Annotated in this window: 19 protein-coding genes and 1 pseudogene; 13 read left to right on the top strand and 7 right to left on the bottom strand. The window is 45.6% G+C overall.

The genetic code is table 11. From position 1 onward, the window contains the following. Nucleotides 1–9: 9 nt before the first annotated feature. Complete coding sequence (locus EX191_RS15780; protein ID WP_193448028.1) at nucleotides 10–792, top strand: helix-turn-helix domain-containing protein; 783 nt, start codon at nucleotides 10–12, stop codon at nucleotides 790–792. A gap of 40 nt (nucleotides 793–832) precedes the next feature. On the opposite strand, the pseudogene EX191_RS15775 reads toward EX191_RS15780, so the two are convergent. The 7 genes and pseudogenes from EX191_RS15775 to EX191_RS15745 all read right to left on the bottom strand — a co-directional run. After that, a pseudogene (locus EX191_RS15775) lies at nucleotides 833–919 on the bottom strand (transcription elongation factor GreB); the annotation flags it as partial. A gap of 238 nt (nucleotides 920–1,157) precedes the next feature. After that, nucleotides 1,158–1,583 carry a phosphate-starvation-inducible protein PsiE gene (locus EX191_RS15770; protein ID WP_012841209.1) on the bottom strand — a complete coding sequence of 142 codons (426 nt, stop codon included), beginning with the start codon at nucleotides 1,581–1,583 and terminating at the stop codon, nucleotides 1,158–1,160. A 166-nt stretch (nucleotides 1,584–1,749) separates the two neighbouring features. Next, the gene (locus tag EX191_RS15765; RefSeq protein ID WP_005394930.1) at nucleotides 1,750–2,589 is read right to left on the bottom strand and encodes an ABC transporter ATP-binding protein; all 840 of its coding nucleotides are present in this window, start codon (nucleotides 2,587–2,589) and stop codon (nucleotides 1,750–1,752) included. Nucleotides 2,590–2,624: 35 nt separating this feature from the next. Beyond that, nucleotides 2,625–3,482 (bottom strand): ABC transporter ATP-binding protein, encoded by an 858-nt coding sequence (locus tag EX191_RS15760; RefSeq protein WP_005379371.1) that lies wholly within the window; start codon nucleotides 3,480–3,482, stop codon nucleotides 2,625–2,627. A gap of 9 nt (nucleotides 3,483–3,491) precedes the next feature. Beyond that, nucleotides 3,492–5,318 carry an extracellular solute-binding protein gene (locus EX191_RS15755; protein WP_193448027.1) on the bottom strand — a complete coding sequence of 609 codons (1,827 nt, stop codon included), beginning with the start codon at nucleotides 5,316–5,318 and terminating at the stop codon, nucleotides 3,492–3,494. A gap of 38 nt (nucleotides 5,319–5,356) precedes the next feature. Beyond that, nucleotides 5,357–6,400, bottom strand: a complete 1,044-nt coding sequence (locus tag EX191_RS15750; protein ID WP_005394934.1) for an ABC transporter permease — start codon at nucleotides 6,398–6,400, stop codon at nucleotides 5,357–5,359. Between the two features lies 1 nt (nucleotide 6,401). Continuing rightward, a complete protein-coding gene (locus EX191_RS15745) occupies nucleotides 6,402–7,427 on the bottom strand; it encodes an ABC transporter permease subunit (protein WP_005394935.1) in 1,026 nt (341 codons plus the stop codon). Between the two features lie 820 nt (nucleotides 7,428–8,247). On the opposite strand from EX191_RS15745, the gene EX191_RS15740 reads away from it, so the two are divergent. The 12 genes from EX191_RS15740 to recG all read left to right on the top strand — a co-directional run bounded on the left by EX191_RS15740 (nucleotide 8,248) and on the right by recG (nucleotide 22,476). Further along, a complete protein-coding gene (locus EX191_RS15740) occupies nucleotides 8,248–10,848 on the top strand; it encodes a TonB-dependent receptor plug domain-containing protein (RefSeq protein ID WP_047009405.1) in 2,601 nt (866 codons plus the stop codon). Between the two features lie 65 nt (nucleotides 10,849–10,913). Next, nucleotides 10,914–11,678 carry a DUF3450 domain-containing protein gene (locus tag EX191_RS15735; protein ID WP_006741812.1) on the top strand — a complete coding sequence of 255 codons (765 nt, stop codon included), beginning with the start codon at nucleotides 10,914–10,916 and terminating at the stop codon, nucleotides 11,676–11,678. Between the two features lie 3 nt (nucleotides 11,679–11,681). Beyond that, nucleotides 11,682–13,043 (top strand): MotA/TolQ/ExbB proton channel family protein, encoded by a 1,362-nt coding sequence (locus EX191_RS15730; RefSeq protein ID WP_193448026.1) that lies wholly within the window; start codon nucleotides 11,682–11,684, stop codon nucleotides 13,041–13,043. A 9-nt stretch (nucleotides 13,044–13,052) separates the two neighbouring features. Further along, entirely contained in the window at nucleotides 13,053–13,580 is a 528-nt protein-coding gene (locus tag EX191_RS15725) for a MotA/TolQ/ExbB proton channel family protein (protein ID WP_005379363.1), read from the top strand. Nucleotides 13,581–13,605: 25 nt separating this feature from the next. After that, the gene (locus tag EX191_RS15720) at nucleotides 13,606–14,013 is read left to right on the top strand and encodes an ExbD/TolR family protein (RefSeq protein ID WP_005379359.1); all 408 of its coding nucleotides are present in this window, start codon (nucleotides 13,606–13,608) and stop codon (nucleotides 14,011–14,013) included. A gap of 4 nt (nucleotides 14,014–14,017) precedes the next feature. After that, complete coding sequence (locus EX191_RS15715; RefSeq protein ID WP_006741809.1) at nucleotides 14,018–14,650, top strand: energy transducer TonB; 633 nt, start codon at nucleotides 14,018–14,020, stop codon at nucleotides 14,648–14,650. Between the two features lie 9 nt (nucleotides 14,651–14,659). After that, nucleotides 14,660–15,883, top strand: coding sequence for a tetratricopeptide repeat protein (locus EX191_RS15710; protein ID WP_047009404.1), 1,224 nt, complete (start codon nucleotides 14,660–14,662; stop codon nucleotides 15,881–15,883). A gap of 285 nt (nucleotides 15,884–16,168) precedes the next feature. Next, complete coding sequence (gene gmk, locus EX191_RS15705) at nucleotides 16,169–16,792, top strand: guanylate kinase (protein ID WP_005394946.1); 624 nt, start codon at nucleotides 16,169–16,171, stop codon at nucleotides 16,790–16,792. Nucleotides 16,793–16,973: 181 nt separating this feature from the next. Beyond that, entirely contained in the window at nucleotides 16,974–17,246 is a 273-nt protein-coding gene (rpoZ, locus tag EX191_RS15700) for a DNA-directed RNA polymerase subunit omega (RefSeq protein ID WP_005379346.1), read from the top strand. A 39-nt stretch (nucleotides 17,247–17,285) separates the two neighbouring features. Continuing rightward, nucleotides 17,286–19,406, top strand: coding sequence for a bifunctional GTP diphosphokinase/guanosine-3',5'-bis pyrophosphate 3'-pyrophosphohydrolase (spoT, locus tag EX191_RS15695; protein WP_193448025.1), 2,121 nt, complete (start codon nucleotides 17,286–17,288; stop codon nucleotides 19,404–19,406). 52 nt (nucleotides 19,407–19,458) lie between these two features. Further along, nucleotides 19,459–20,142: a tRNA (guanosine(18)-2'-O)-methyltransferase TrmH gene (trmH, locus tag EX191_RS15690; protein ID WP_193448024.1), complete on the top strand. Its 684-nt coding sequence runs from the start codon at nucleotides 19,459–19,461 to the stop codon at nucleotides 20,140–20,142. Between the two features lie 252 nt (nucleotides 20,143–20,394). Next, nucleotides 20,395–22,476: an ATP-dependent DNA helicase RecG gene (gene recG / locus EX191_RS15685; protein WP_193448023.1), complete on the top strand. Its 2,082-nt coding sequence runs from the start codon at nucleotides 20,395–20,397 to the stop codon at nucleotides 22,474–22,476. Nucleotides 22,477–22,644 lie beyond the last annotated feature (168 nt).

Raw genomic sequence — 22,644 nt, 5'->3', positions numbered from 1 at the left:
AAACTCACTGTGAATCAAACTCAGATAAGAAGAAATGTTATTGCCAGACGCCAGGGCCAACACCTGCACAGCTACGCTCAGGTATTGTTAGGCTGGCGAGGCACAATGGCGTGCGAGTTTGAACGCGAAAGTGGAAATATAGGCCATGGCACAGTGGCGATAGTGCCCGACAATGCCCCTCATTTTTATAATGGTTTAAGTGAAGATAGTGAGTTATTGGTCATCGACTTAGCGCCAGCTGATCCTTACATCCAAGCGCTGGAACAAGCGTGTAACTTGTCATTAAAGGAATCGGTATTTCAGCAGCCTTACTTCCTAGACCTGGGTACAGAAAGTCAGATATTGCTGGACTTTGCTGCGCAGAAAGTCAGTCAGAGCCAAATGTCACCGCAGATAAACTGCCAGCTCGTGTCATTATTTTTAACGCAGCTTGGGCAAATGTCATCCAGTGTCACCTCACCAGCCCCGCATCGTCGCTTAGAAGCCAGCCATTTGAATACGTATATCGATCAAAACATTTCGACAGCGTTAACCAATGCCCAGCTAGCTCAGGCGATGCACCTCAGCGAAAGCCATTTTTACTGCTTATGCCAAAGGCAGTTTGGAGTGACACCACAAAAATACGTGATGCAGAGACGCATGCAAAAAGCACAATTTTTGCTGCGTAACAGCCATATGCCTATGACAGAACTTGCCGCCGAAGTCGGGTTTGCGCAGCTGTCGAGTTTTTCTCGTGCCTACAAACGCAGCTTTCAGCATTCGCCTAGTGACGTACGCCGAAAGTCGCGCTAAACGTATGCACTAGGCCTAACTACAGGCTGAACAACGTCATTTATGAGTAGCGAATGGCGTTCACAAACCACTCTTTGTAACCTTCTGGGGTTTTGACGCTAAACTCATCGTCGACTTCTATTTTTAGTCTTAGACCCCTCATGGGCATTGCCCCTGTGTATCTATCCATGAACAGGCCACCAGCATTAACAAGCAGTTTTCTAGTGTCCAAACTGATTCAAAAAGTCTTCAAATATGAATAAAAAGCTTAATGTTTTGTTTTTTTAATAAAAACACACGCTCAGAAAGACAGTTCCAAAACATTGAATGATCTAAAAGTCATCGAGTATTGAAACAAAAAAGCCCCGCTAGTGCGGGACTTTCTTTTATTCATCTTTTTCCAAGGTTCTGTTATCAACGTAGGGCCAATAATGATGCCCGACTCTGATGAGCAAGGTTGCCGCAGCTAAGATAAACGCTGCCAGAGATAACCACACAACCAAAACCGCATCCAGTTCTTTCATTCCTAGTGTGATATAGCGGGCGATCGCCATCATCGCGATATAGATAGGATAGCGTACCGGAATTTTTCCGTTCATCACGAACTGCTGCACCATGGCGAGCACTTCCAGATAGATAAACATCAAAAGAATATCCGTGAGTAAGACACGCTTCTCGACAAATACGTGTACAAACTCTTGCATCATGGCGTACAAGGTCGCCAAGGTAATAGAGACTAGTAATACCGCCTCCAAAATATGGAAGATTTTCAGGAACGGTCGACTAAAGGATTTCGGTAAATTCGACGGCATGGTCCATTATCCAGACAAAGAAGATAGGCCTTGAGTTTAGCATGCAACGATCTTCAATCAATCATAATACTCAGGCGTCAATCAACACCAAGACCTAACATAGACCTATAAAAATGCTCCGCTTATTTGGCGGAGCGTTTTTGTGTTAGAGGACCTGTGGCATCACTTACGCCACTTGCTGCTTTTTTTCAGCCAGGCGCTTTTTCTTCCGATATTTAGGGTGGGTGATCGGAATCGCAGATAGGAGTTTCTTGGTGTACTCGTTTTGCGGGTTTGCATAAATTTCTTTCGCGCTGCCTGCTTCTACCACTTTACCAAAATACATCACGGCAACTTTGTCAGAAACGTGTTTCACCACAGAGAGATCGTGAGAGATAAAGATGATCGCCAAGTTCATCTCTTGTTGCAGTTGTAGTAATAGGTTCAGAATTTGTGCCTGTACCGATACATCTAACGCAGATACCGATTCATCACAAATCAGTAATTTAGGCTTCAATGCAATCGCGCGAGCAATACCGATACGCTGACGTTGGCCGCCTGAAAACTCATGTGGATAGCGGTTGACTGCCGTTTCTGGCAAGCCCACTTTGATTAAAAGCTCTTTTACCCACTGTTTGCGCTCGGCTGGCGTACCGATTTTATGAATAACAAACGGTTCTTCTAGAATCATACCGATGGTATGACGCTGATTGAGTGATTCCATTGGGTCTTGAAAGACGATTTGCATGTCTTTACGCAGCGATCGCATCTCTTTGACAGACAGTTTAGTGATGTCTTTACCTTCAAAGAAAATCTTACCTTCCGTTGGCTCGTATAACTTTAAGATCGTGCGCCCAAGGGTGCTTTTACCACAACCTGACTCACCAACTAGTCCCAGTGTTTCACCTTCAGAAACAGACAGTGAAACCCCGTCTACCGCTTTGATGGTGTAGCCTTTCTTGAACAGCCCTTTACCAGAAACAAAGTGCTGCTTAAGATTTTCAATTCTTAATACTTCTTTTGCCATAACATCCTCTTTTATGACTCGTTCACTTTGCCCAGTTAACTGGCAAACATACTGGCATCAATAGGCTTGATATCGATCATCTGCTTCGGCTCATTATCTAAGCTCGGCATCAACCCCATTAAACGCTCTGTGTATGGGTGCTGCGGGTTATCAAACAACTCAAAAATTTCTGCTTTTTCGACAATACGCCCACCATACATCACGGCAACATCATCACACACTTCTGCCACAACCCCGAGGTCGTGAGTGATGAAGATCATCGCCATGCCTGTTTCTTCCTGAAGCTCATTCATCAGTTCAAGGATAGACGCCTGAACCGTAACATCCAACGCCGTAGTCGGTTCATCACAAATCAGAATGTCCGGCTTACAGGCCAACGCCATCGCGATCATAACACGCTGGCGCATACCGCCAGATAGGTTATGGGGATACTCATTCAATCGCTTCTCTGGCATTGGGATTTTGACTTTTGCCAGCATCTCAATCGAGTACGCCTCCCGCTCCTTTTTGTCGAGCTCTGGTCGATGGAGTTCAAGCACTTCACATATTTGACGACCAATAGTGTGTACTGGATTGAGCGCCGTCATCGGATCTTGGAAGATGATCGAAATGCGATCGCCACGCATGGCGTACATCTCTTCCGCAGGCAAATCAACTAGGTTGGTGCCGCGATAATTCACTTCACCTTTGATGATGTTGCCATATGGCTTAGGTAAAAGCCCCATGATCGACATTGAGGTTACGCTCTTACCACTGCCTGACTCTCCCACCAGACCGAGTGTACGTCCAGCTCTCACATCAAAGTTCACACCATGCAGCACCTTCACTGGTCCATCATCGGTGGTGAATTCAACTTCGAGATCTTTAACACTTAGGATTACATCGTTTTCCATAACCAATCCTTACAGCTTATAAGTGTCATCTACGACGACGACAGGTTCAAAAGCTTTGCCTGATTTCATCGCTTGTTTGGTTTCTTTCTTGATATCGCTATCAATCCAGTAAGTGCCATCCCCTATGATGCCACCACTGAACAACGCCTCTGTCATGCGATTCATTGGCTTATCAGGAAACTTTAGCCAGCGCCAGTGACCGTAGCGGACATAAGGAATCATGTAGCCTGTTACGATAACGTGCGCATCAATGATGTCACGCTGAATCTCATGACCTAGCTGGATCTTTTTATCCATATCCATGCTAAAACGATACTCGATGATCTTTTCATCCAGCTCTGGCGTGCTGTAGTTTGTGAAAGAGTTAGTTTGCGGCTTATTTGCATTGACTGAATGGAAGTACTCCCAATACGTTGGGATCTCGGACGTCCCCATATCTAAGAAAGCCAAATCGTGCTTTTTCTCACGGACGTATTTGAACATGGATGAGCCATCAACCAACTTGAGCTCAATATCCAACCCTGCTAGCTTGGCTTGCTCACGCAAAAAAGCAATACGAGGAGTATGAACAGGTGTTCCGTAGGTCAGCTCGAAGCTTAAACGCTCACCTTTATCATTGACACGAATACCATCGGAACCAATTTTGTTAAAGCCTGCGGCTGCGAATGCCTCGGCCGCTTTTGTGGGGTCAAATTTCGGTGCTTTTGCGTCTGGTAGGGTGTATTTACCATGGCCATAACCCGTCGGGTTTGGCTTACGGGAGTAGTCACCACGCATGATGTTTTCAATCATGCCATCAAAATCAATTGCGTAAGTAATGCCCTTGCGAACGTTTAAATCATCCAGTAAAGGCATCGCGGTGTTCATCCATACGCCGCCCGCACCGACTGGAAATTGGTTGTAACCCCAGAACTTTTGAATGTAGCCTTTTTGGTACGGTTCTGTGTTCGATTTATCGTGCCATAGACTTGGCAGAACCAGACCAAATGCATCCAACTTACCCTTTTCAAAATGCTTCATCGCAATATCGCTATCGCGGATCACTGTGATGCGAATCTTGTCGACATTGTAGCGATTTTGGTAGTACTTATTGCTGTAACCCCACCAATCTTCACCAACATGTTTGAAAGTCACACTTCTACCTTTTTTGATATCATCTAGGTAGTACGCACTGGTTGTTGGTTCACTCTTAAAGTTGTAGTAACGGACAAAGTTGTCGTGAATACCATCACCATTTTCATCCTTTGAAGGGTTGGCATAAAAGTGTGCGGGACGTGGGCGTAAAGCCCCCATTCGTAGCAACAATTCTTCCGGATTGAACTCTTTCGCGGCCTTAACAGCAAACGTATGAGCGTCGTACTTAATAACATCCGCAATGGTTTTGTTGTAATAATCGTTGTACCAAGGCTCTAGGATATCCTTAGAACGATAAAACTTAAGCATGAATACAAAATCGTCGGCAGTCACAGGCTTGCCGTCCGACCATTTGGCTTCTGGATTGAGTTTGAAATAAACGGTTTTATTGTCGCCAGCTAACGCCCACTCATTAGCAAGTTCAGGGATGAACTCTAAAGTGTCTGGGTGGCGAACCACCAATCCAGGGGTTTCATCCAAGATAAAGGAACGCAACCCCGCATTGGCGTCTGGGCCAACACTACGTAACGTCTGTGGAAAACTTGACATGAAGGTGCGATAGGTCCCTCCACGTTTCGCTTCAGGCGAACCATATTGAGGCTCATCCCAGTTTGTTTGCCAGTTTAAGTCAGTCGGAAGCGTTGCTGACATTGCACCAAAACTCAGGGCGCTCAGCGTGGACGCTAAAAATAATTTCTTCATAAAACTTCCCTTTTTTATGTTTTGCTCACAATGCTCGCTTAAACATAGCGTGTGAATTTTTTCGGGTCGAAGGCTGCTCGAATGGCTTCACCAATAAAGGTCACCATTACCAACACGAGTACAATTGACGTCACCACTGAGGCAACAATCCATGGCGAGTCTAGGTTAGATTTACCTTGTTGTAGCAGTTCCCCCCAACTTGGCGTTGGTGGCATAAGACCTAAACCTAGATAATCCAAAGCGGTCAGCGCAGTGATGTTTGCTGCAATAGTGAACGGCGCCAATGTCACAATCATTACCATCGTATTCGGTAGGATGTGATTAAACAAAATACGTCCCGTCGATGCCCCTAAAGCACGTGCCGCCATTACGTATTCTCGTGCCGCTTCTTTATAAGTCATGGTCCGCATGTACCATGTCATGCCCATCCAGGTGAAAAGCACGTTAATAGCGACAAAGAGAGCGAACGTCGGTTGAACGATTGAGACAAGAATCATAATGACGTACAAAAACGGCACCATTGACCAGATTTCGATAAGTCGCTGTACAAACAAGTCAAATTTACCGCCCCAAAAACCCATAGCACAACCAACTGCGGTGCCGATCGCGTAGGAAATTGCCATGGTGAGCAACGCAAATCCCATTGCCGTTCTGAATCCGTAGACAAGTCGTGCCAAAATATCGCGACCTATAACATCTGTACCTAAATAATGCTTGTTTTCGGCACTAGGCGCTGTTGGCGGGAAATCACCACTAAAATCCTGTTCATATGGGTTCCATGGCACAAGCGGCAAAATAACAAAGTTGTCGCTCCCTTCGGCCTCAAACGCTTTTTGCAGTACGCGATAATCCGCTTCGCTGGATGACTCTTGGCCAAATTCACTGCCTAAACGGACATCACTGACAACAGGAAAATAGTAGCTACCATCGTACTTGACGACTAGCGCTTTACTATTAATCAGAAGTTCAGCAAAGAGCGACAAGATCAACATGATTGAGAGAATGACAAACGACCAATAGCCTCGTTTGATCTCTTTAAAGTGGCGAATTTTCTTTTGAGTTAATGGACTAACTTTAATCATGTTACGCTCCAAACTTCACACGTGGGTCGACTAAAGCAACACAAATATCTGAAATAATGTTACCAATGAGCAGCAACAGCGCATTAATGGCGACAATACCCATAACAACAGGGTAGTCACGCTCCATGATTGATTCGTAACCCAATAAGCCAATGCCATCAATATTGAAGATAACTTCAATCAGGAAGGCACCAGTCATGAAGAACAACAAAGAGTTACCAAAGTGACTCGCGATTGGGATTAAGCTGTTACGCAACGCGTGCTTACGAACCGCCTTTTTGAAAGGTAAGCCCTTCGCGATAGCTGTACGGATATAGTCTGAAGAAAGGTTTTCCATCAGGTTGTTTTTCATCGTCATTGTCAGTGTTGCAAAGTCGCCAATGAGGTAACAGATTAAAGGCAACACCGCGTGCCACATGATGTCCTTGGCGCGTTCAAAGAAAGTTTCGTAATCGTCGAAGTCATCGCCGACAAAGCCTCCCATAGGAAACCATTCCAAGTGATAACTAAATAGCGTGATGAGCAATACACCCACCACATAGCCAGGCAATGCATAGCCCACAAAGATGAGTATTGAAGAAGCGGAATCAAACACAGAGCCGTGCTTGAGCGCCTTGTAATAACCAAGAGGGATCGAGATAAAATAACTGATAAAAAAGGTCATGCCGCCATAAAATAACGACACAGGTAAACGCTCTGCAATCATGTCAGAGACAGGTTCGTAGTAACGTGTTGACTCACCAAGGTCTAGCACGACCAAGCGACTTAGCCACTCCACATACGCTTCTGTCACTGGCTTATCCAGACCGTAAAACGCATTTAGCTCAGCGATTTGATCATCAGAAAGGGCGGTATTGCCACCAGCAGACGTCATTGATGCGGCACCATCCCCTTGAGACTGCATTTGTGACAACATGCGTTCAACAGGTCCGCCCGGCACGAAACGAGTGATAGCAAAGATAAGAATAGTTATCCCGAGAAACGTTGGTATCACCAACGCCAAACGGCGTAAAAAGTACGACAGCATATACAACTTGCTCCTTGTCTACTGTCCAATTCAGGCGGAGTGAAAGAGGAAGTTCCCCGCCTAAAGTGGTGCATATTTATCTCGTAGTAACTAAAACTGTTGAAACACACTCCCTGCGTTTCAAGAACCAGACTTTTCTACTACTGCAATAATTTCAGCGTCATATTTATCTTGAATCCACATCAGCTTCAAGTGTTTGAAACCAAAACATGACAAACTTCCTCCGAAGTCGAAAAACAGAAATGTTTTTGTAAAAAATTATAAAAAACCACAAAAATAATTCACACAGAATATCAATCTAGGCTGTTTAGAGCCAAAAACCTACATAAAAATGCAAATACATGGAATAAATAGACATATCCACCACATGTATATTTGACCTAAAAATACGAGTGAGCCCTTTTACAGCAATGGGTATCATATTTTGATACCACCCTATAAGTTCGAGTCACCAAAGTATGGATTCGATATAAAACTCATCTCAGAATAATTCACTGGAAAAATATCTTTTTTCAGATTCAATTACCCACTAAAAAACCATAGGCAAGATAAGTCATTAAAGTTTATAAGAAACACAAAATACGGTGTTTTATTGAAATTTGATGTCGCCTTGGTAAGGCTATTTAGTTTTTTATTCCGCGTTTTAAACCAACCCTGGTTATTTACATCTTTTTTACATTTAAGCATCCCCGTTTACCACTGGTTTGACTTCCTTTTTTCATCTCGGTTATACATTGGCCGAACGTTAACGAAATATTAACGTCACAATTGGCCGCTATGCGGCCAGACATAGGAAATAATAATAATCGGAGCAACAAGGATGTATAAAAACACAACCGCTTTATCTGTTGCGATAAGCCTTGCGTTGGGGACAGCAGCAGTCGTAGCCCCAGCAACAGCACTGGCAGAAGAGCAACAAGTTGAAAAACTTCAAAAGATGAAAGTTACTGGTTCGCGTATCTCCACGACGGATATGGAAGGTCCTTCACCAGTTACTGTTATTAATAGTAAAGATATTGAATCTAAAGGTTTTAACAGCGCGCAAGACGTGTTGAACAGTTTGACTCAAAACACCGGTGGTGTAATGGCTCAAACGAACTCTTTCTCATTCACACCTGCAGCACAGTCAGTCAACTTACGTGGTCTTGGCGCTTCACGCACATTGATTCTTATCGATGGTCGTCGCCTTCCTCAATACCCACTGGCTCAAGATGGCACATCTAACTTCCAAGACATTGGTCAAATCCCTGTTGCCGCTATCGAGCGTGTTGAAGTAATGACTGATTCAGGTTCCGCTATCTACGGCTCCGACGCGATCGGCGGTGTCGTAAACTTCATTTTAAAGAAAGACTTTGATGGCGTTTCTGTAAAAGTACGTGCGGGTGACGCAACAGATGGTGGCTACCAAAATGGCCGTTTAGACGTTGTTGCCGGTAAAGATTTTGACGATAAACGTATTCTCTTCGTTGGCCAATTTGCGGGCAACGAAATGCTTAAGCAATCTGACCGAGATGATTGGGCTGGCGATGACGGTTCAAGCCGTTCTCAGCTAAGTGGTTACTCTAGCTACGGTGCAAACTTTGAAGGCGCAAACGGAACACTTCTAACACCAGCTGATGCTGGTTCTTCATGTAAAGAAGTCGTTGGTGATGCCGCTATTGAACGAGCGGATGGCAAGTGTGGTGTTAACCGCTCTGCATACCGAACGTTGAAACCAGAAAATAAACAAGTAGACCTGCTTTTACGTGGTGAAATGGACATTAACGACAATGTCACTGCCATGGCAGAAGCCCGTTTTGGCTACAAGTCTACAGAATCTGAATTCGAACCTAACCCTTACAGCGTAGAAGTTGATGCCACTCACTTCCGCGGCGAAGGTGAATACACTCGCCGTATGGTCGAATTTGGCCCACGCGAAAGTAACACTGAAGCCGATTCTTTTGGCTTAACCTTAGGCTTGAACGGCCTGCTTGCTGATACGTATGATTGGGACCTATCAGCTGGTTACTCTGAGCAAAGCGTTGAAACAAGCAATCCAGCAATCTTCCTAACTCTTGATCAAGCCGTACAAAATGGCGATGTCGATCTTCTAGGGCCTATCTCTCAAGACGTCGTAAACAAATACAGCGGCACATCAAGCAAAGAAGCCTACTCAAAGCTTTACTCTGTTAACGGCTCACTGGCTGGTGATTTGGTTGAACTGCCTGCTGGTATGTCTGGCTTTGCTGTTTATGGTGAATGGAACCGTACTGACTACAATGAAACGATTGATGCGACAACAGCAGCTGGTGGTTTCTCTGGTCTAGGCGGAACATCAGGTGGCGGTGACCGTGATCAGATTGGTCTTGGTGTCGAAGCCCTAATTCCTATCATTGAAGATTTGGAAATGACTGTCGCTGGTCGTTATGACCACTACTTCGACGACTCGGCAACAGGCGGAGCCTTCACTCCTAAAGTAGCACTAGCATACCGTCCTACTGACACTCTATTGCTTCGTGGTAGCTACGGTCTAGGTTTCCGAGCTCCTGACTTGAAACGACTATTTGGTGATCAAACTCGAGGCTTTGGTTCTGGTTTTGACCCTGTGCTTTGTGCCAACGCTGGTGGTAGCGGCCCACAAGATAAAGATAAGTACCCAGAGTGTGATACTCAATACTTCGATACGCTTAACGGCCCTAACTCTGAGCTGAAAGAAGAAACAAGTACAAACATTAACTTGGGTCTAGCTTGGGAACCTGTGGATGACCTTGGCGTAACCGTTGACTGGTACCACATCAAGATGGAAGACGTCGTAACAGCACCAACTTACCAAGACGTAATTAACGATCCAGGTAAATACCCAGGCACAGAAGTAGTTCGTAATACAGATGGTACAATCAAGTCCGTATCTTACGGCCCAGTCAACCAGTCATATGAAGAGCGTTCTGGTGTTGACCTTGCTGTGAAATATGCTTACGACACTAATGAGTTCGGTTCATTCAATACGCGCGTAGCTGTAACTAAGATCTTGATTGCTGAATATCAAGAAAACGACAGTGAGCCAGTAACGGATGAAAGAGATTTCATGCCTGAATATACCGCAACGTTAAACCTTGGCTGGGCATACGAAGATGTCGCTATCAACCTATTTGGTAAATACCGTGACCGTATGTGTTCAAGCTATGCGAACCGTTACTACTTTGATGACTGTGACTCTGCTAAGAAAGCTGGTTACAAAGCAGAAATCGCTAGCATGACAACATGGAACCTAACGGCTTCTTACCAATTCAACGAGAGTGGTCGTGTAACTCTTGGTGCTATCAACATGTTTGACAAGGTACCGCCTGCCGATCCTCTAAATGATACCTCTCCATTCTATGCAACTGGATATGACGATCCAATCGGCCGTCAGCTTTACATCGAGGCATCATACGACTTCTAAAAAATATTTGGCGCGGGTTTTCCGCGCCCTTTTCGACTGACTAAAACACTGACAAGGATGCAACCATGAAATTCAAGGAATTTGGTCTCAGTGCCATAGCTGCAGCATTGCTTACTATCAGTAGTAGCTCTGTAGCGGCCAACTCTGGTGCTGTCGTTTCCACACAAGCAAAAGCAAATCAATCTTCAGAAGCTTCGCAACAAAAAATCGACAACTATGCCGAAAGCACTGAAGGCATGTTGGCAGAATACAAAGGCTTACTTCGTCAAATCGACAGTATGAAAGTCTACAACGAGCAAATTAACCGTATGGTTCAATCGCAGCAAGGCGAGTTGGACTCATTAAATAACCAAATTGCTCAAATCGATCAAACGGCAACAGAAGTGGTGCCACTTACATTAAAAATGATCGATGCACTCGACGAATTTGTGACTCTCGATCTGCCTTTCCAGAAAAAAGAGCGTAATAAGCGAGTTCAAGAACTGCGTCGTCTCATGGATCGCGCCGACGTAACAACTTCAGAAAAATTCCGTAAAGTAATGGAAGCGTACCAAATTGAAGAAGGCTTCTCTCGCTCAATCGAATCTTACAAAGCTAGCCTAGACCGAAATGGTGAAATCGTGACTTACGATTTCCTACGTATTGGTCGCACAGCACTTCTATTCCAATCTCCAGACGGTGGTGAGACAGGTATGTGGAACCAACAAACACGTCAATGGGAAACATTACCAGAAAGCTACCGCATCGCGGTACAGCAAGGCCTTCGTATCGCGAAGAAGCAAGCGCCACCAGCGCTAATCAAACTGCCTGTATTTGCTGGGGAGGAATAAGAGATGAAAGGATTCAAAACTCTAGCCGCTGGCCTACTAGCGAGCTTATTTATGGTTTCTGGCGTACAAGCAGAAGCGCCTAAAAACTTATCTGAACTACTTAAAAACGTAAAATCAGAAAGCATCGTTGAGTCGAAAGAGAACAAAGCCCGTGAAGCTGAGTTCAAGAACAATCGCGATAAGCAAGCGGCATTATTGCAACAAGCTCGCGAAGAGTTAGCTGCGCAGCAAGCACTGGGCGATCAACTTAAAGCAACCTTTGATGAAAACGATAAGCAGCTAACTGAACTAACAGAAACCCTACGTGTTCGCTCTGGTACTTTGGGCGAAATGTTTGGTGTGGTCCGCCAGTATGCGGGAGAGTTTAAGGGCTTATTTGCAGCCTCTCAAAACGCTGTTCAGTTCCCAGAGCGTGACGCTCTACTAACGAAACTGGCTGAAAGTAAAGAACTGCCGTCAACACAAGAGCTAGAAGCTTTCTGGCATACCATTCTCCAACAAGTGGTTGCTTCTGGCAAAACTGCAACAACCCAAGCAACGGTTGTTTATGGCGAAGGTAAAGAAGCGGTTCGCGATGTCACTCTTGTCGGTGAATTTAACGCGATTGCCGATGGTAAGTACGTCACTTATGTACCTCAAACAGGTAAGTTCGAAGAACTCTCTCGACAGCCTCGCACCAATATTACACGTCATGTTGCAGGCTTTGAATCAGCGTCAAACAGCTATGAACCACTGTTTATTGACCCATCCCGTGGTGTCATTTTGTCTCTACTTGTGCAAAGTCCTACCGTTCAAGAACGTATTGATCAAGGTGGCATTGTAGGTTACGTCATCCTTGGTATGGGTGCAGTTGGCGCTATCATTGCTCTTGTTTGCTTCCTACGCCTTCAAGTGATTGGCGGTAAAATGCGTAAGCAAGCGAAATCAGAAACCGTGATTCCTGGCAACCCATTGGGTGAAGTTATCCAAGCTTACCAAGAGCACAAAGGTGACAACCTTGAAGATCTGGAAGCGAAGCTGGACGAAATCATTCTACGTAATGCTCCAAGCATTGAGCGCTTCATCAGCTCAATCAAGCTTTTTGCTTCTGTAGCTCCTCTACTTGGCCTACTGGGTACGGTAATGGGTATGATCGGCACATTCCAAGCCATTACTCTGTTCGGTACCGGCGATCCTAAACTGATGGCTGGCGGTATTTCTGAAGCTCTTGTTACCACTATGCTAGGTCTGGTTGTCGCAATTCCATTGCTGTTCCTTTACACCATCGTACACAGCAAAGGTCGTCGTTTGGTTCAAACTCTTGAAGAACAGAGTGCAGGCTTCATCGCTCGCTATCAGGAAAAACTGCATAAAGCCGAAAGCTAAGGAGGCGTTATGTGGTGGTTAGTTGGAGAACTTGAATCAATTAGGCGCTTCTTGGGAATGGGTGGCGATGTACTCGTAGCCATCTTCATCCTCAGCTTTATGCTGTGGGCAGTATTGTTAGAACGTTGGTTCTATTTTGCTGCCGTCGCTCCAAAAGCCATGAAAAAAGCCGTTGGCTCATGGCAAGGGCGCTCAGAGCATCAAAGTTGGAACGCTAAGATGATCCGACAAGAAATCGTTTCTCGTCAGGATATTGAGAATAAAAAGGGACTACCAATCGTGAAAGTATTGATTGCACTCTGTCCCCTACTGGGTCTACTCGGCACCGTTGTCGGCATGATCCAAGTATTCGACATCTTAGCGGTAACAGGAACAGGAAGCCCTCGAGCAATGGCCTCGGGGATCTCAAAGGCAACAATCCCAACTTTAGCCGGGATGGTGGCTTCTCTATCAGGACTGTTCTTTAGTTCACGTCTTGATCATTTAGCCAAAGTCACAACGCAAAAGCTGGAAGATAAGCTAAAGCATATTGCCTGAGTAAATGGAATTAGAGGTATAGGTCATGAAAAGACGCTATAGCAGTGATAGCAGTGATGAAACCGCTATCGATATGACACCGATGCTCGACATCGTATTTATCATGTTGATCTTCTTTATCGTAACAACATCGTTCGTAAAAGAAGCAGGTCTAGAAGTAAACCGTCCGACGGCAAGCTCAGCGCAAACCGTTAAGAAAGGTAACATCATGGTCGCAGTTGGTGCGGCGGGTGATGTTTGGGTTGATAAACGCCGCATCGAAGTGGACGCGGTTCGCGCGAATATTGAACGTCTTCGTGCAGAAAGTCCTGATGGCGCAGTTGTTATCCAAGCCGACACTGAAGCAAATGCTGGCGTAGTCGTGAAGGTTATGGACCAGATCAAAATGGCAGGTGTAGAAAGCATCTCCATTGCCGCAACCAATAAGGATTAAGCTTATGCGGTATCTGGCCTCAATTGCACTGGCGCTCATTGTCTCCCTCGGGTTGTTCTGGGGGATGGACAAGCTAGTAAACAAAGAGCGCCACGAGTTAGTGTCGAATGATGACCTGCGTATGGTCGAGTTTATTCGCATTAAACCAGAAGAAAAAATACAGGAGAAAAAACGCGAACTTCCAAAACCACCACCACCTAAGCGTCCGCCGCCGCCGCCAGAAATGAAAGTGACAGCGACAGTAAAACCGGTGATGGAGCAGACCCCAATGGATATGCCAAAACTTGACCTACCCGTAAATGTTACAGGTGGCTCGGTGCTTGGACATTATAGCCAGGGTGGAGGTGCACAATTAGCGGGTAGCGGAGGTCCGACCCCTCTTGCAACATTCCAGCCTCAAATGCCTAGAAAGGCTGCGAAAGCAGGAATTGAAAAAGGGGTTGTCTTACTAGAGTTTACTGTAAATGCACGTGGTGCCGTAGAGGACATCAAAGTTCTTAAAGAGCAACCACGACGCTTAGGCCTCGGTCGAGCGGCAAGAAAAACAGTCTCTAAATGGACATTTAAACCAAAATTGGTTGACGGGAAACCTGTTAGCTCGCGCCTATCGCAAGAAATAGAGTTCTCAACCAATTAAGGAGTCACGATGAAAAGTTTATGGAAAAGCAAAGTGGCTTCTTTAATTCTCTTCGCAGGAGTGGCATTTGCCGCTCCTACGATGGCAAAAGAAGCTCCTCAGTTATCAGATCGGACATTTCGAACCGTCAACAAAGTGCAAGAGTTGATCGCAACTGAAAAATATTCAGCAGCGAAAGAAAAACTAGCAAGCGCTTTAGAAAGCACAAGTTCGAAAAAATACGACCGAGCAGTTTTACTTCAGCAAACGGGCTTTTTGTATTCGCTACAAGACAATTATGTGCAAGCCGCGAAATACTTTGCCGAAGCATTAAAGCTCGATGCGCTTCCCGTTCCAGTCGCTCAACAAGTTCGCTACAGCTTGGCTCAGCTTTACCTAGCTGAAGAGAAGTACACGTTGTCTGTGAAAACGATGAAGGAATGGTTCAAAGTTGCAGAAACAACCAAAGAAAAACCTCAAGCTCATGCTTATATCACGTTAGCAAGCGCTTATGTCCAGTTGGAAGATTACAGAAATGCAATCCCACCAACCAAAAAAGCAATTGCGATGAGCAAGAGCCCAAGTGAGTCTTGGTACTTAATTCTCGTTGCCTCTCACTACGAGTTAGGCCAGCTGAAAAGCGTTGCCAGTGTGCTTAAAACCCTTACTTCAAAGTACCCTCAGAAAAAGCGTTACTGGATGCAACTTTCTGGCGTTTATATGGAGTTGGGTCAAGAGCAAAACTCTTTAGCAACCTTAGAAATGGTTTACAAAATGGGGAAACTGGAAGGAGAGAAAGAGTACTTACGTTTTGTAAACTTCTTAGCTTACCAAGGTATTCCATATAAAGCGGCCAAAACTCTTGAGAAGGAGATGGCATCTGGAAACATTGAAAAGACGAAGGAAAACTATGATCGCTTGGCCAGCTTCTGGCAGCAAGCTAAAGAGCTAGATAAATCGATTCTCGCTTATAAAAAGTCATATAACATCGCTCCTTCTGCTAAAACGCAAATTCAGATTGCTCGCTTAATGGTACAAGACAAGCAGTATTCTGAAGCGACTCGCTTTGTAGAAAACGCAGCATCGAATGCCTCTAAAGAGCAAAAGGCAGAACTTGAATACATTCGCGGAATGGCCTATTTCGAGCTTAAACAGCCACAAAAGGCCTTACAGGCAATGAAAGGCGCGGCTCAATCGCCAAAATTTAGGTCTACCGTTAGCCCTTGGATAAATTTCCTAGAATCCCAAGGATAATTTGAAGATTAAGTGTGAGTCAGTCGCACGCCTGGGGAAGTGAAAGCTTCCCCTTTTTTCGTTTGTTTGTGCGCACGCGATCTCTTTTCAACATTTAAGTAAGACGAAAAGATCAACTGGTAACAAAATAGAGATCATGATACTCTTCGCCTCCATTTTTCTGGCGGGATTATCACCAATATCCATCCCTTTGGTGGTTGATTTATCATTGCCAGTGCTATCGTTATAAGAATGTCGGACTTTCCTTCGGCACTCAATCAATCCAATCAAAAGTGGAACAGTACAATGGGCAAAGGTACTCTCTATATCGTATCTGCACCTAGCGGCGCAGGTAAATCTAGCTTGATCTCAGCGATGTTGGAACGCAATCCAACCTACGCAATGAAAGTGTCTGTGTCTCATACCACGCGTAACATGCGACCTGGTGAAGAAAATGGTGTCCACTACCATTTTGTAGCGAAAGATGAGTTTGAAGCCCTGATCGCTAAAGGTGATTTCCTAGAATACGCTGAAGTGTTTGGTAATTATTACGGCACCTCTCGTGTGTGGATTGAAGAAACGCTAAATAAAGGTATCGACGTTTTTCTAGATATCGACTGGCAAGGCGCACGTCAAATCCGTGAGCAAATGCCTGAAGCCAAAAGCATCTTCATCCTGCCACCATCAAACGGTGAGCTAGAGCGTCGCTTGAACACTCGTGGTCAAGATAGCGATGAAGTGATCGCAAAACGTATGGCTGAAGCCAAGTCAGAAATCTCTCATTACAGCGAATACGACTACGTGATCGTAAACGACGATTTTGATACCGCTTTGATGGACTTTAAAGCCATCTTGCGTGCAGAGAGATTGAAGGAAGAAAAGCAAGCTGCTAAATATAAAGGTATGCTTGACGCGTTGTTAGCAGAGTAACTTCAAAAAAGTCACGCTGTAAAACATAAAGAATTTCTCGTTTTTTGCTCAGTGCGAAAAACACAATAAACTACCTGAGAAAGTCCACAAACGGTGGCTTGTCTAATTGCTAGTAAATAAAGTAGTTAGGTTGTATACTTTCTCGTCATTCTAAAATTTTAGTTAACTATTTGGAGTCCTCATGGCACGCGTAACTGTTCAAGACGCTGTTGAAAAAGTTGGCAACCGTTTCGACCTAGTACTGATTGCGGCTCGCCGCGCTCGTCAAATGCAAACTGGCGGTAAAGATGCACTAGTGCCAGAAGAGAACGATAAGCCAACGGTTATCGCTCTACGCGAAATCGAAGAAGGTTTAATTACTAAAGAAGTTCTAGACGCTCGTGAACGTCAAGAACAGCAAGAGCAAGAAGCGGCAGAGCTAGCGGCAGTAAGCAGCATCGCTCACAACCGTTAATTCTGACTTTAGAATTCAACAACCTCCCGGGCCTATAATTTGTATCTATTCGATAGCCTCAAAGACGTTGCCCAAGAATACCTAACAGAGCCTCAGATTGAGGCTCTGCGTCAATCTTATGTGGTAGCGAGAGATGCCCATGAAGGGCAAACCCGCTCTAGCGGTGAACCATACATCATCCACCCTGTCGCTGTGGCTCGTATCTTGGCCGAAATGCGCCTTGATATCGAAACCCTCCAAGCTGCTTTGCTGCATGACGTCATTGAAGACTGTGATGTAACTAAAGAAGATCTCGAAGAGAAATTCGGCAACACTGTCGCAGAATTGGTTGATGGTGTATCTAAACTGGACAAACTCAAATTCCGCGATAGGAAAGAGGCTCAGGCTGAGAACTTTCGTAAGATGGTTCTGGCCATGGTGCAAGATATCCGCGTCATTCTGATCAAACTGGCTGACCGCACGCACAACATGCGTACGCTTGGCGCGCTTCGACCAGATAAAAAACGTCGTATTGCTCGTGAAACGTTAGAGATTTACGCGCCACTCGCTCATCGTCTTGGTATTCACAATATCAAAACCGAACTCGAAGAGCTGGGCTTTGAAGCGCTATATCCCAACCGCTACCGCGTACTAAAAGAAGTGGTAAAAGCGGCACGCGGCAATCGTAAAGAGATGATCCAACGTATTCACAGCGAAATAGAAGGCCGTCTGCAAGATTTCGGCTTGAATGCTCGTGTGGTTGGTCGTGAGAAAAACCTGTTCTCTATCTATAACAAGATGAAAACCAAAGAACAGCGCTTTCACACCATCATGGATATCTATGCGTTCCGAGTCGTTGTTGATACCGCTGATACTTGTTATCGCGTTTCAGGCCAAGTACACAGCTTGTATAAGCCACGTCCTGGTCGCATGAAAGATTACATCGCGGTACCAAAGGCGAACGGCTACCAATCGCTACACACTTCCATGGTTGGCCCACATGGCGTACCTGTTGAAGTTCAGATCCGTACTGAAGATATGGATCAAATGGCGGACAAAGGTGTCGCGGCACACTGGTCTTACAAAGACAAAGGCGACAAGTCTGGCACCACTGCGCAAGTGAAAGCTCAGCGTTGGATGCAAAGCCTGTTAGAGCTACAACAAAGCGCGGGTAACTCATTCGAATTCATTGAAAACGTAAAATCCGATCTTTTCCCAGATGAGATTTACGTCTTCACACCAAAAGGTCGTATCGTTGAATTGCCTTTAGGCGCAACGGCTGTCGACTTTGCCTATGCCGTACATACCGATGTAGGCAACTCTTGTGTTGGTGCTCGTGTTGATCGTAACCCTTACCCATTGAGTAAGGCATTGAAAAACGGTCAGACGGTGGAAATTATCAGTGCCCCTGGTGCGCGTCCGAATGCGGCATGGCTAAACTATGTCGTGACTTCTCGTGCCCGCACTAAGATTCGACAAGTACTGAAAACGATGCGTCGTGAAGAGTCGATTACTTTAGGTCGTCGCCTACTTAATCACGCACTTGGCCGCCACTCGATTGATTCAATTTATCCAGAAAATATCCAAGAAGTCTTGAATGATCTTCGCCTAGAAAGCATCGATGATTTATTGGCAGCTATTGGATTGGGTGAGTTGATGAGTATTGTGATTGCACGTCGTCTCCTTGGTGATACCGAAGAGCTCACGACAACAAGCTCAATCCCAACGGACTCGAAGAAGAAGCTTCCGATTCGTGGCGCAGAAGGCTTATTGCTGACGTTTGCAAATTGTTGTCATCCTATCCCAGATGATCACATTATTGCTCACGTATCGCCTGGTCGTGGTTTGGTTGTTCACCGAGAAACATGTCCGAACGTTCGTGGTTATCAGAAAGAGCCAGACCGTTATATGGCTGTCGCTTGGTCTGACGACTACGACAAAGAGTTTATTGCTGAACTTAAAGTCGACATGCTGAACAACCAAGGTGCTCTTGCAGAACTGACCAACGTGATCTCGAAAACAGGGTCAAACATTCATGGTCTTTCAACGGAAGAACGTGATGGTCGTTTGTACACTGTGACTGTGCTGTTGACGACGAAAGATCGCGTCCACCTTGCTGGTATCATGCGTAAGATTAAGGCAATGCCTCAAGCAACCCGAGTCAGACGCAGAAAGAACTAACTTCTATCGCCACCTACTCTGTTAGGTGGCGATTTTTTATACCTCAATAAATATGAACCTAGAACGTTACAACCGCATTCACCAAGTCCTAAAAACTCGCCAAACTGATCTGACACTTTGTCTCGAAGAAGTGCATAAGCCAAACAACGTTTCTGCCGTGATCCGCACCGCTGACGCGACAGGTTTACACAAAGTTCATGCCATTTGGCCTGATAAAATGCGTACGCTGAGCCATACCTCAGCTGGCGCGCGTAACTGGGTGGAAGTTGATACTCACAATTCGATTGAAACTGCGATTACCGAACTCAAAGCGCAAGGTATGCAGGTTTTGGTGACCAATCTTTCGGACACCGCCGTCGACTTTCGCGAGATCGACTACACCAAACCAACTGCCATCATTTTAGGCAGTGAAAAAGTTGGCGCTTCAGAGCAAGCCAAACAACTTGCCGATCAAGACATAATTATCCCGATGGTGGGCATGGTGCAGTCACTAAACGTATCGGTTGCCAGTGCCGTAATTTTGTATGAAGCGCAACGTCAACGTGAAGCCGCAGGCATGTATGACCGAGAAGAAAGCGCTCTGCCTAAAGAGACAATCAACCGTATTCTCTTTGAACGTGGTCACCCTGTGCTGGCAAAAGTCGCGAAACGAAAAGGGCTCGTTTACCCACCACTCGATGAAGAAGGTCAAATCATCGCCGATGACGCGTGGTGGCAAGAGATGCAAAGCAAGTAACAGGCTTTCGTCATCCTGAACAGCGACGAAGGAGCGTGATTCAGGATCTAGTTCCCGAGTGTGCTGATGCTGATAGTGTTAACTTCAACGACATACTTGTTGGAAATAGATTCCTGATGTCACTAGGCTCCTCGGAATGACAGGTTATCAGTCAGATCATGACACGAACTAAAGCATGACTATTTTTTCCTGTACAAAAACACAGCTCCATGGTTAACATACTGCTATGTTAACCATTTTCTTGAGCCCTCTATGTCCGCCCAAATGTTATCTGCCGTCCCATTAACCTCCCTTTCTGGGGTTGGCGCGAAAGTCGCAGAAAAACTCGCCAAAGTTGGCTTACATAGCGTTCAAGATTTGCTGTTTCATCTTCCACTGCGCTACGAAGATCGTACCCGTATTTATCCTATTGCTAAACTGCATGCCGGCCTTTGGGCGGCCGTGCAAGGCAAGGTCATGGCAGTCGATACCATCTTCGGTAAGCGCAAAATGTTAACGGTAAAAATCAGCGACGGTAATGGCACTATCACGCTGCGCTTTTTCAACTTTACCGCGGCCATGAAGAACAATTTCACACAAGGTAAGTTAGTACATGCTTACGGTGAAATTAAGCGCGGTGGCATGGGCTTGGAAATTGTTCATCCTGACTACAAGTTTTACGTCAGCGAGCAAAAGCCCGATGTAGAACAGAGCTTAACCCCTGTTTATCCCACTACAGATGGTTTACGCCAAATCACATTGCGCAACCTTACCGAACAAGCTTTAGCCCTGCTTGATAAAACCGCAGTGCAGGAATTACTTCCAGCCGGGCTGTATAACCATCAAATCACGATGTCGCAAGCACTGCACACCATTCATCGCCCACCACCAACCATTAATTTAGATGAGTTTGACGAAGGCAAACATCCTGCCCAAATCCGCTTAATCATGGAAGAGTTGCTCGCACAGAATCTCTCGATGTTGGCGGTGCGTAGCAAAGGTCAGAAGGATTCAGCGCTACCTCTCGGTCCTTGTAATAAACTAAAAACGCAGCTTTTAGCCCAACTGCCTTTCTCTCCTACAAACGCTCAAACCCGAGTAGTACAAGAGATTGAAACCGATTTAGAAAAACCCCACCCAATGATGCGCCTAGTGCAAGGTGATGTGGGATCGGGGAAGACGTTGGTTGCCGCTCTGGCCGCCGTTCGTGCCATTGAGCACGGCTATCAGGTGGCACTCATGGCACCAACCGAACTATTGGCTGAGCAACACGCGATCAACTTCGCCAACTGGTTTGAAACAATGGGCATTCAAGTCGGTTGGTTAGCGGGCAAACTCAAAGGTAAAGCAAAGGAAGCCGAGCTGGCTCGCATTGCCAGTGGTGAAGCGCCAATGGTAGTGGGTACTCACGCGCTATTCCAAGAGCACGTTGAGTTTCATCACCTTGCTTTGGTCATCATTGATGAACAGCACCGCTTTGGTGTCCATCAGCGATTAGAGTTACGTGAAAAAGGTGCTAAACAAGGCGCCTACCCACATCAGTTGATCATGACGGCAACGCCCATTCCTCGCACATTAGCGATGACCGCATACGCTGACCTGGAAACTTCTGTGATTGACGAACTGCCTCCGGGTCGAACGCCGATTCAAACCGTCGCCATTCCTGACACAAAACGTGACGACATCGTCGAGCGTGTCCGAAATGCCTGCTTAAACGAAGGTAAGCAGGCATATTGGGTGTGTACTCTGATTGATGAGTCGGAAGTATTAGAAGCGCAAGCCGCGGCAGATACCGCTGAAGAGCTTCAACGTAAGCTACCGGACGTAAAAATTGGTCTAGTACACGGCCGAATGAAGCCGGCAGAGAAACAAGCGGTGATGCAAGATTTCAAAGACAATAAACTGCATTTGCTGGTCGCAACGACGGTTATTGAAGTTGGCGTTGATGTGCCAAACTCTAGCTTGATGATCATAGAAAACCCTGAACGTCTTGGTTTGGCACAATTACACCAGTTGAGAGGTCGCGTGGGCCGAGGTTCCGTTGCTAGCCATTGTGTGCTGCTGTACCACTCTCCACTGTCGAAAACCGCGCAAAAACGTCTGGGAGTACTACGTGAAAGTAACGATGGCTTCGTCATCGCACAGAAAGACTTAGAGATTCGTGGTCCGGGCGAACTCTTGGGTACAAAGCAGACTGGTCTTGCTGATTTCAAAATTGCAGACTTAGTTCGAGATCAACGCCTGATTCCCGAAGTTCAGCGTATTGCGCGTCATATTCATGACAATTACCCGACTAACGCAACAGCGATTATCGATCGCTGGTTGGGTGAGCGGGATATTTACTCCAAAGCGTAATGATTGAAAGCGAGCCAAATGGCTCGTTTTTTAATACGCTAAAAACCAAAGCAATCGTTTGCTTTTTAGATAAATCTCTCTATAATCGCGCACAAATTTTTAAGTGTGTTGCATCACACTCCACCAACCTGAGTTGACTCTGATTAACAGCAATCACAGGTAACGACG

The sequence above is a fragment of the Vibrio chemaguriensis genome, assembly GCF_012275705.1.
Taxonomy (GTDB): domain Bacteria; phylum Pseudomonadota; class Gammaproteobacteria; order Enterobacterales; family Vibrionaceae; genus Vibrio; species Vibrio diabolicus.
Note: the sequence above shows the minus strand (reverse complement) of the source record. Positions and strands in the feature narration are given on the sequence as shown.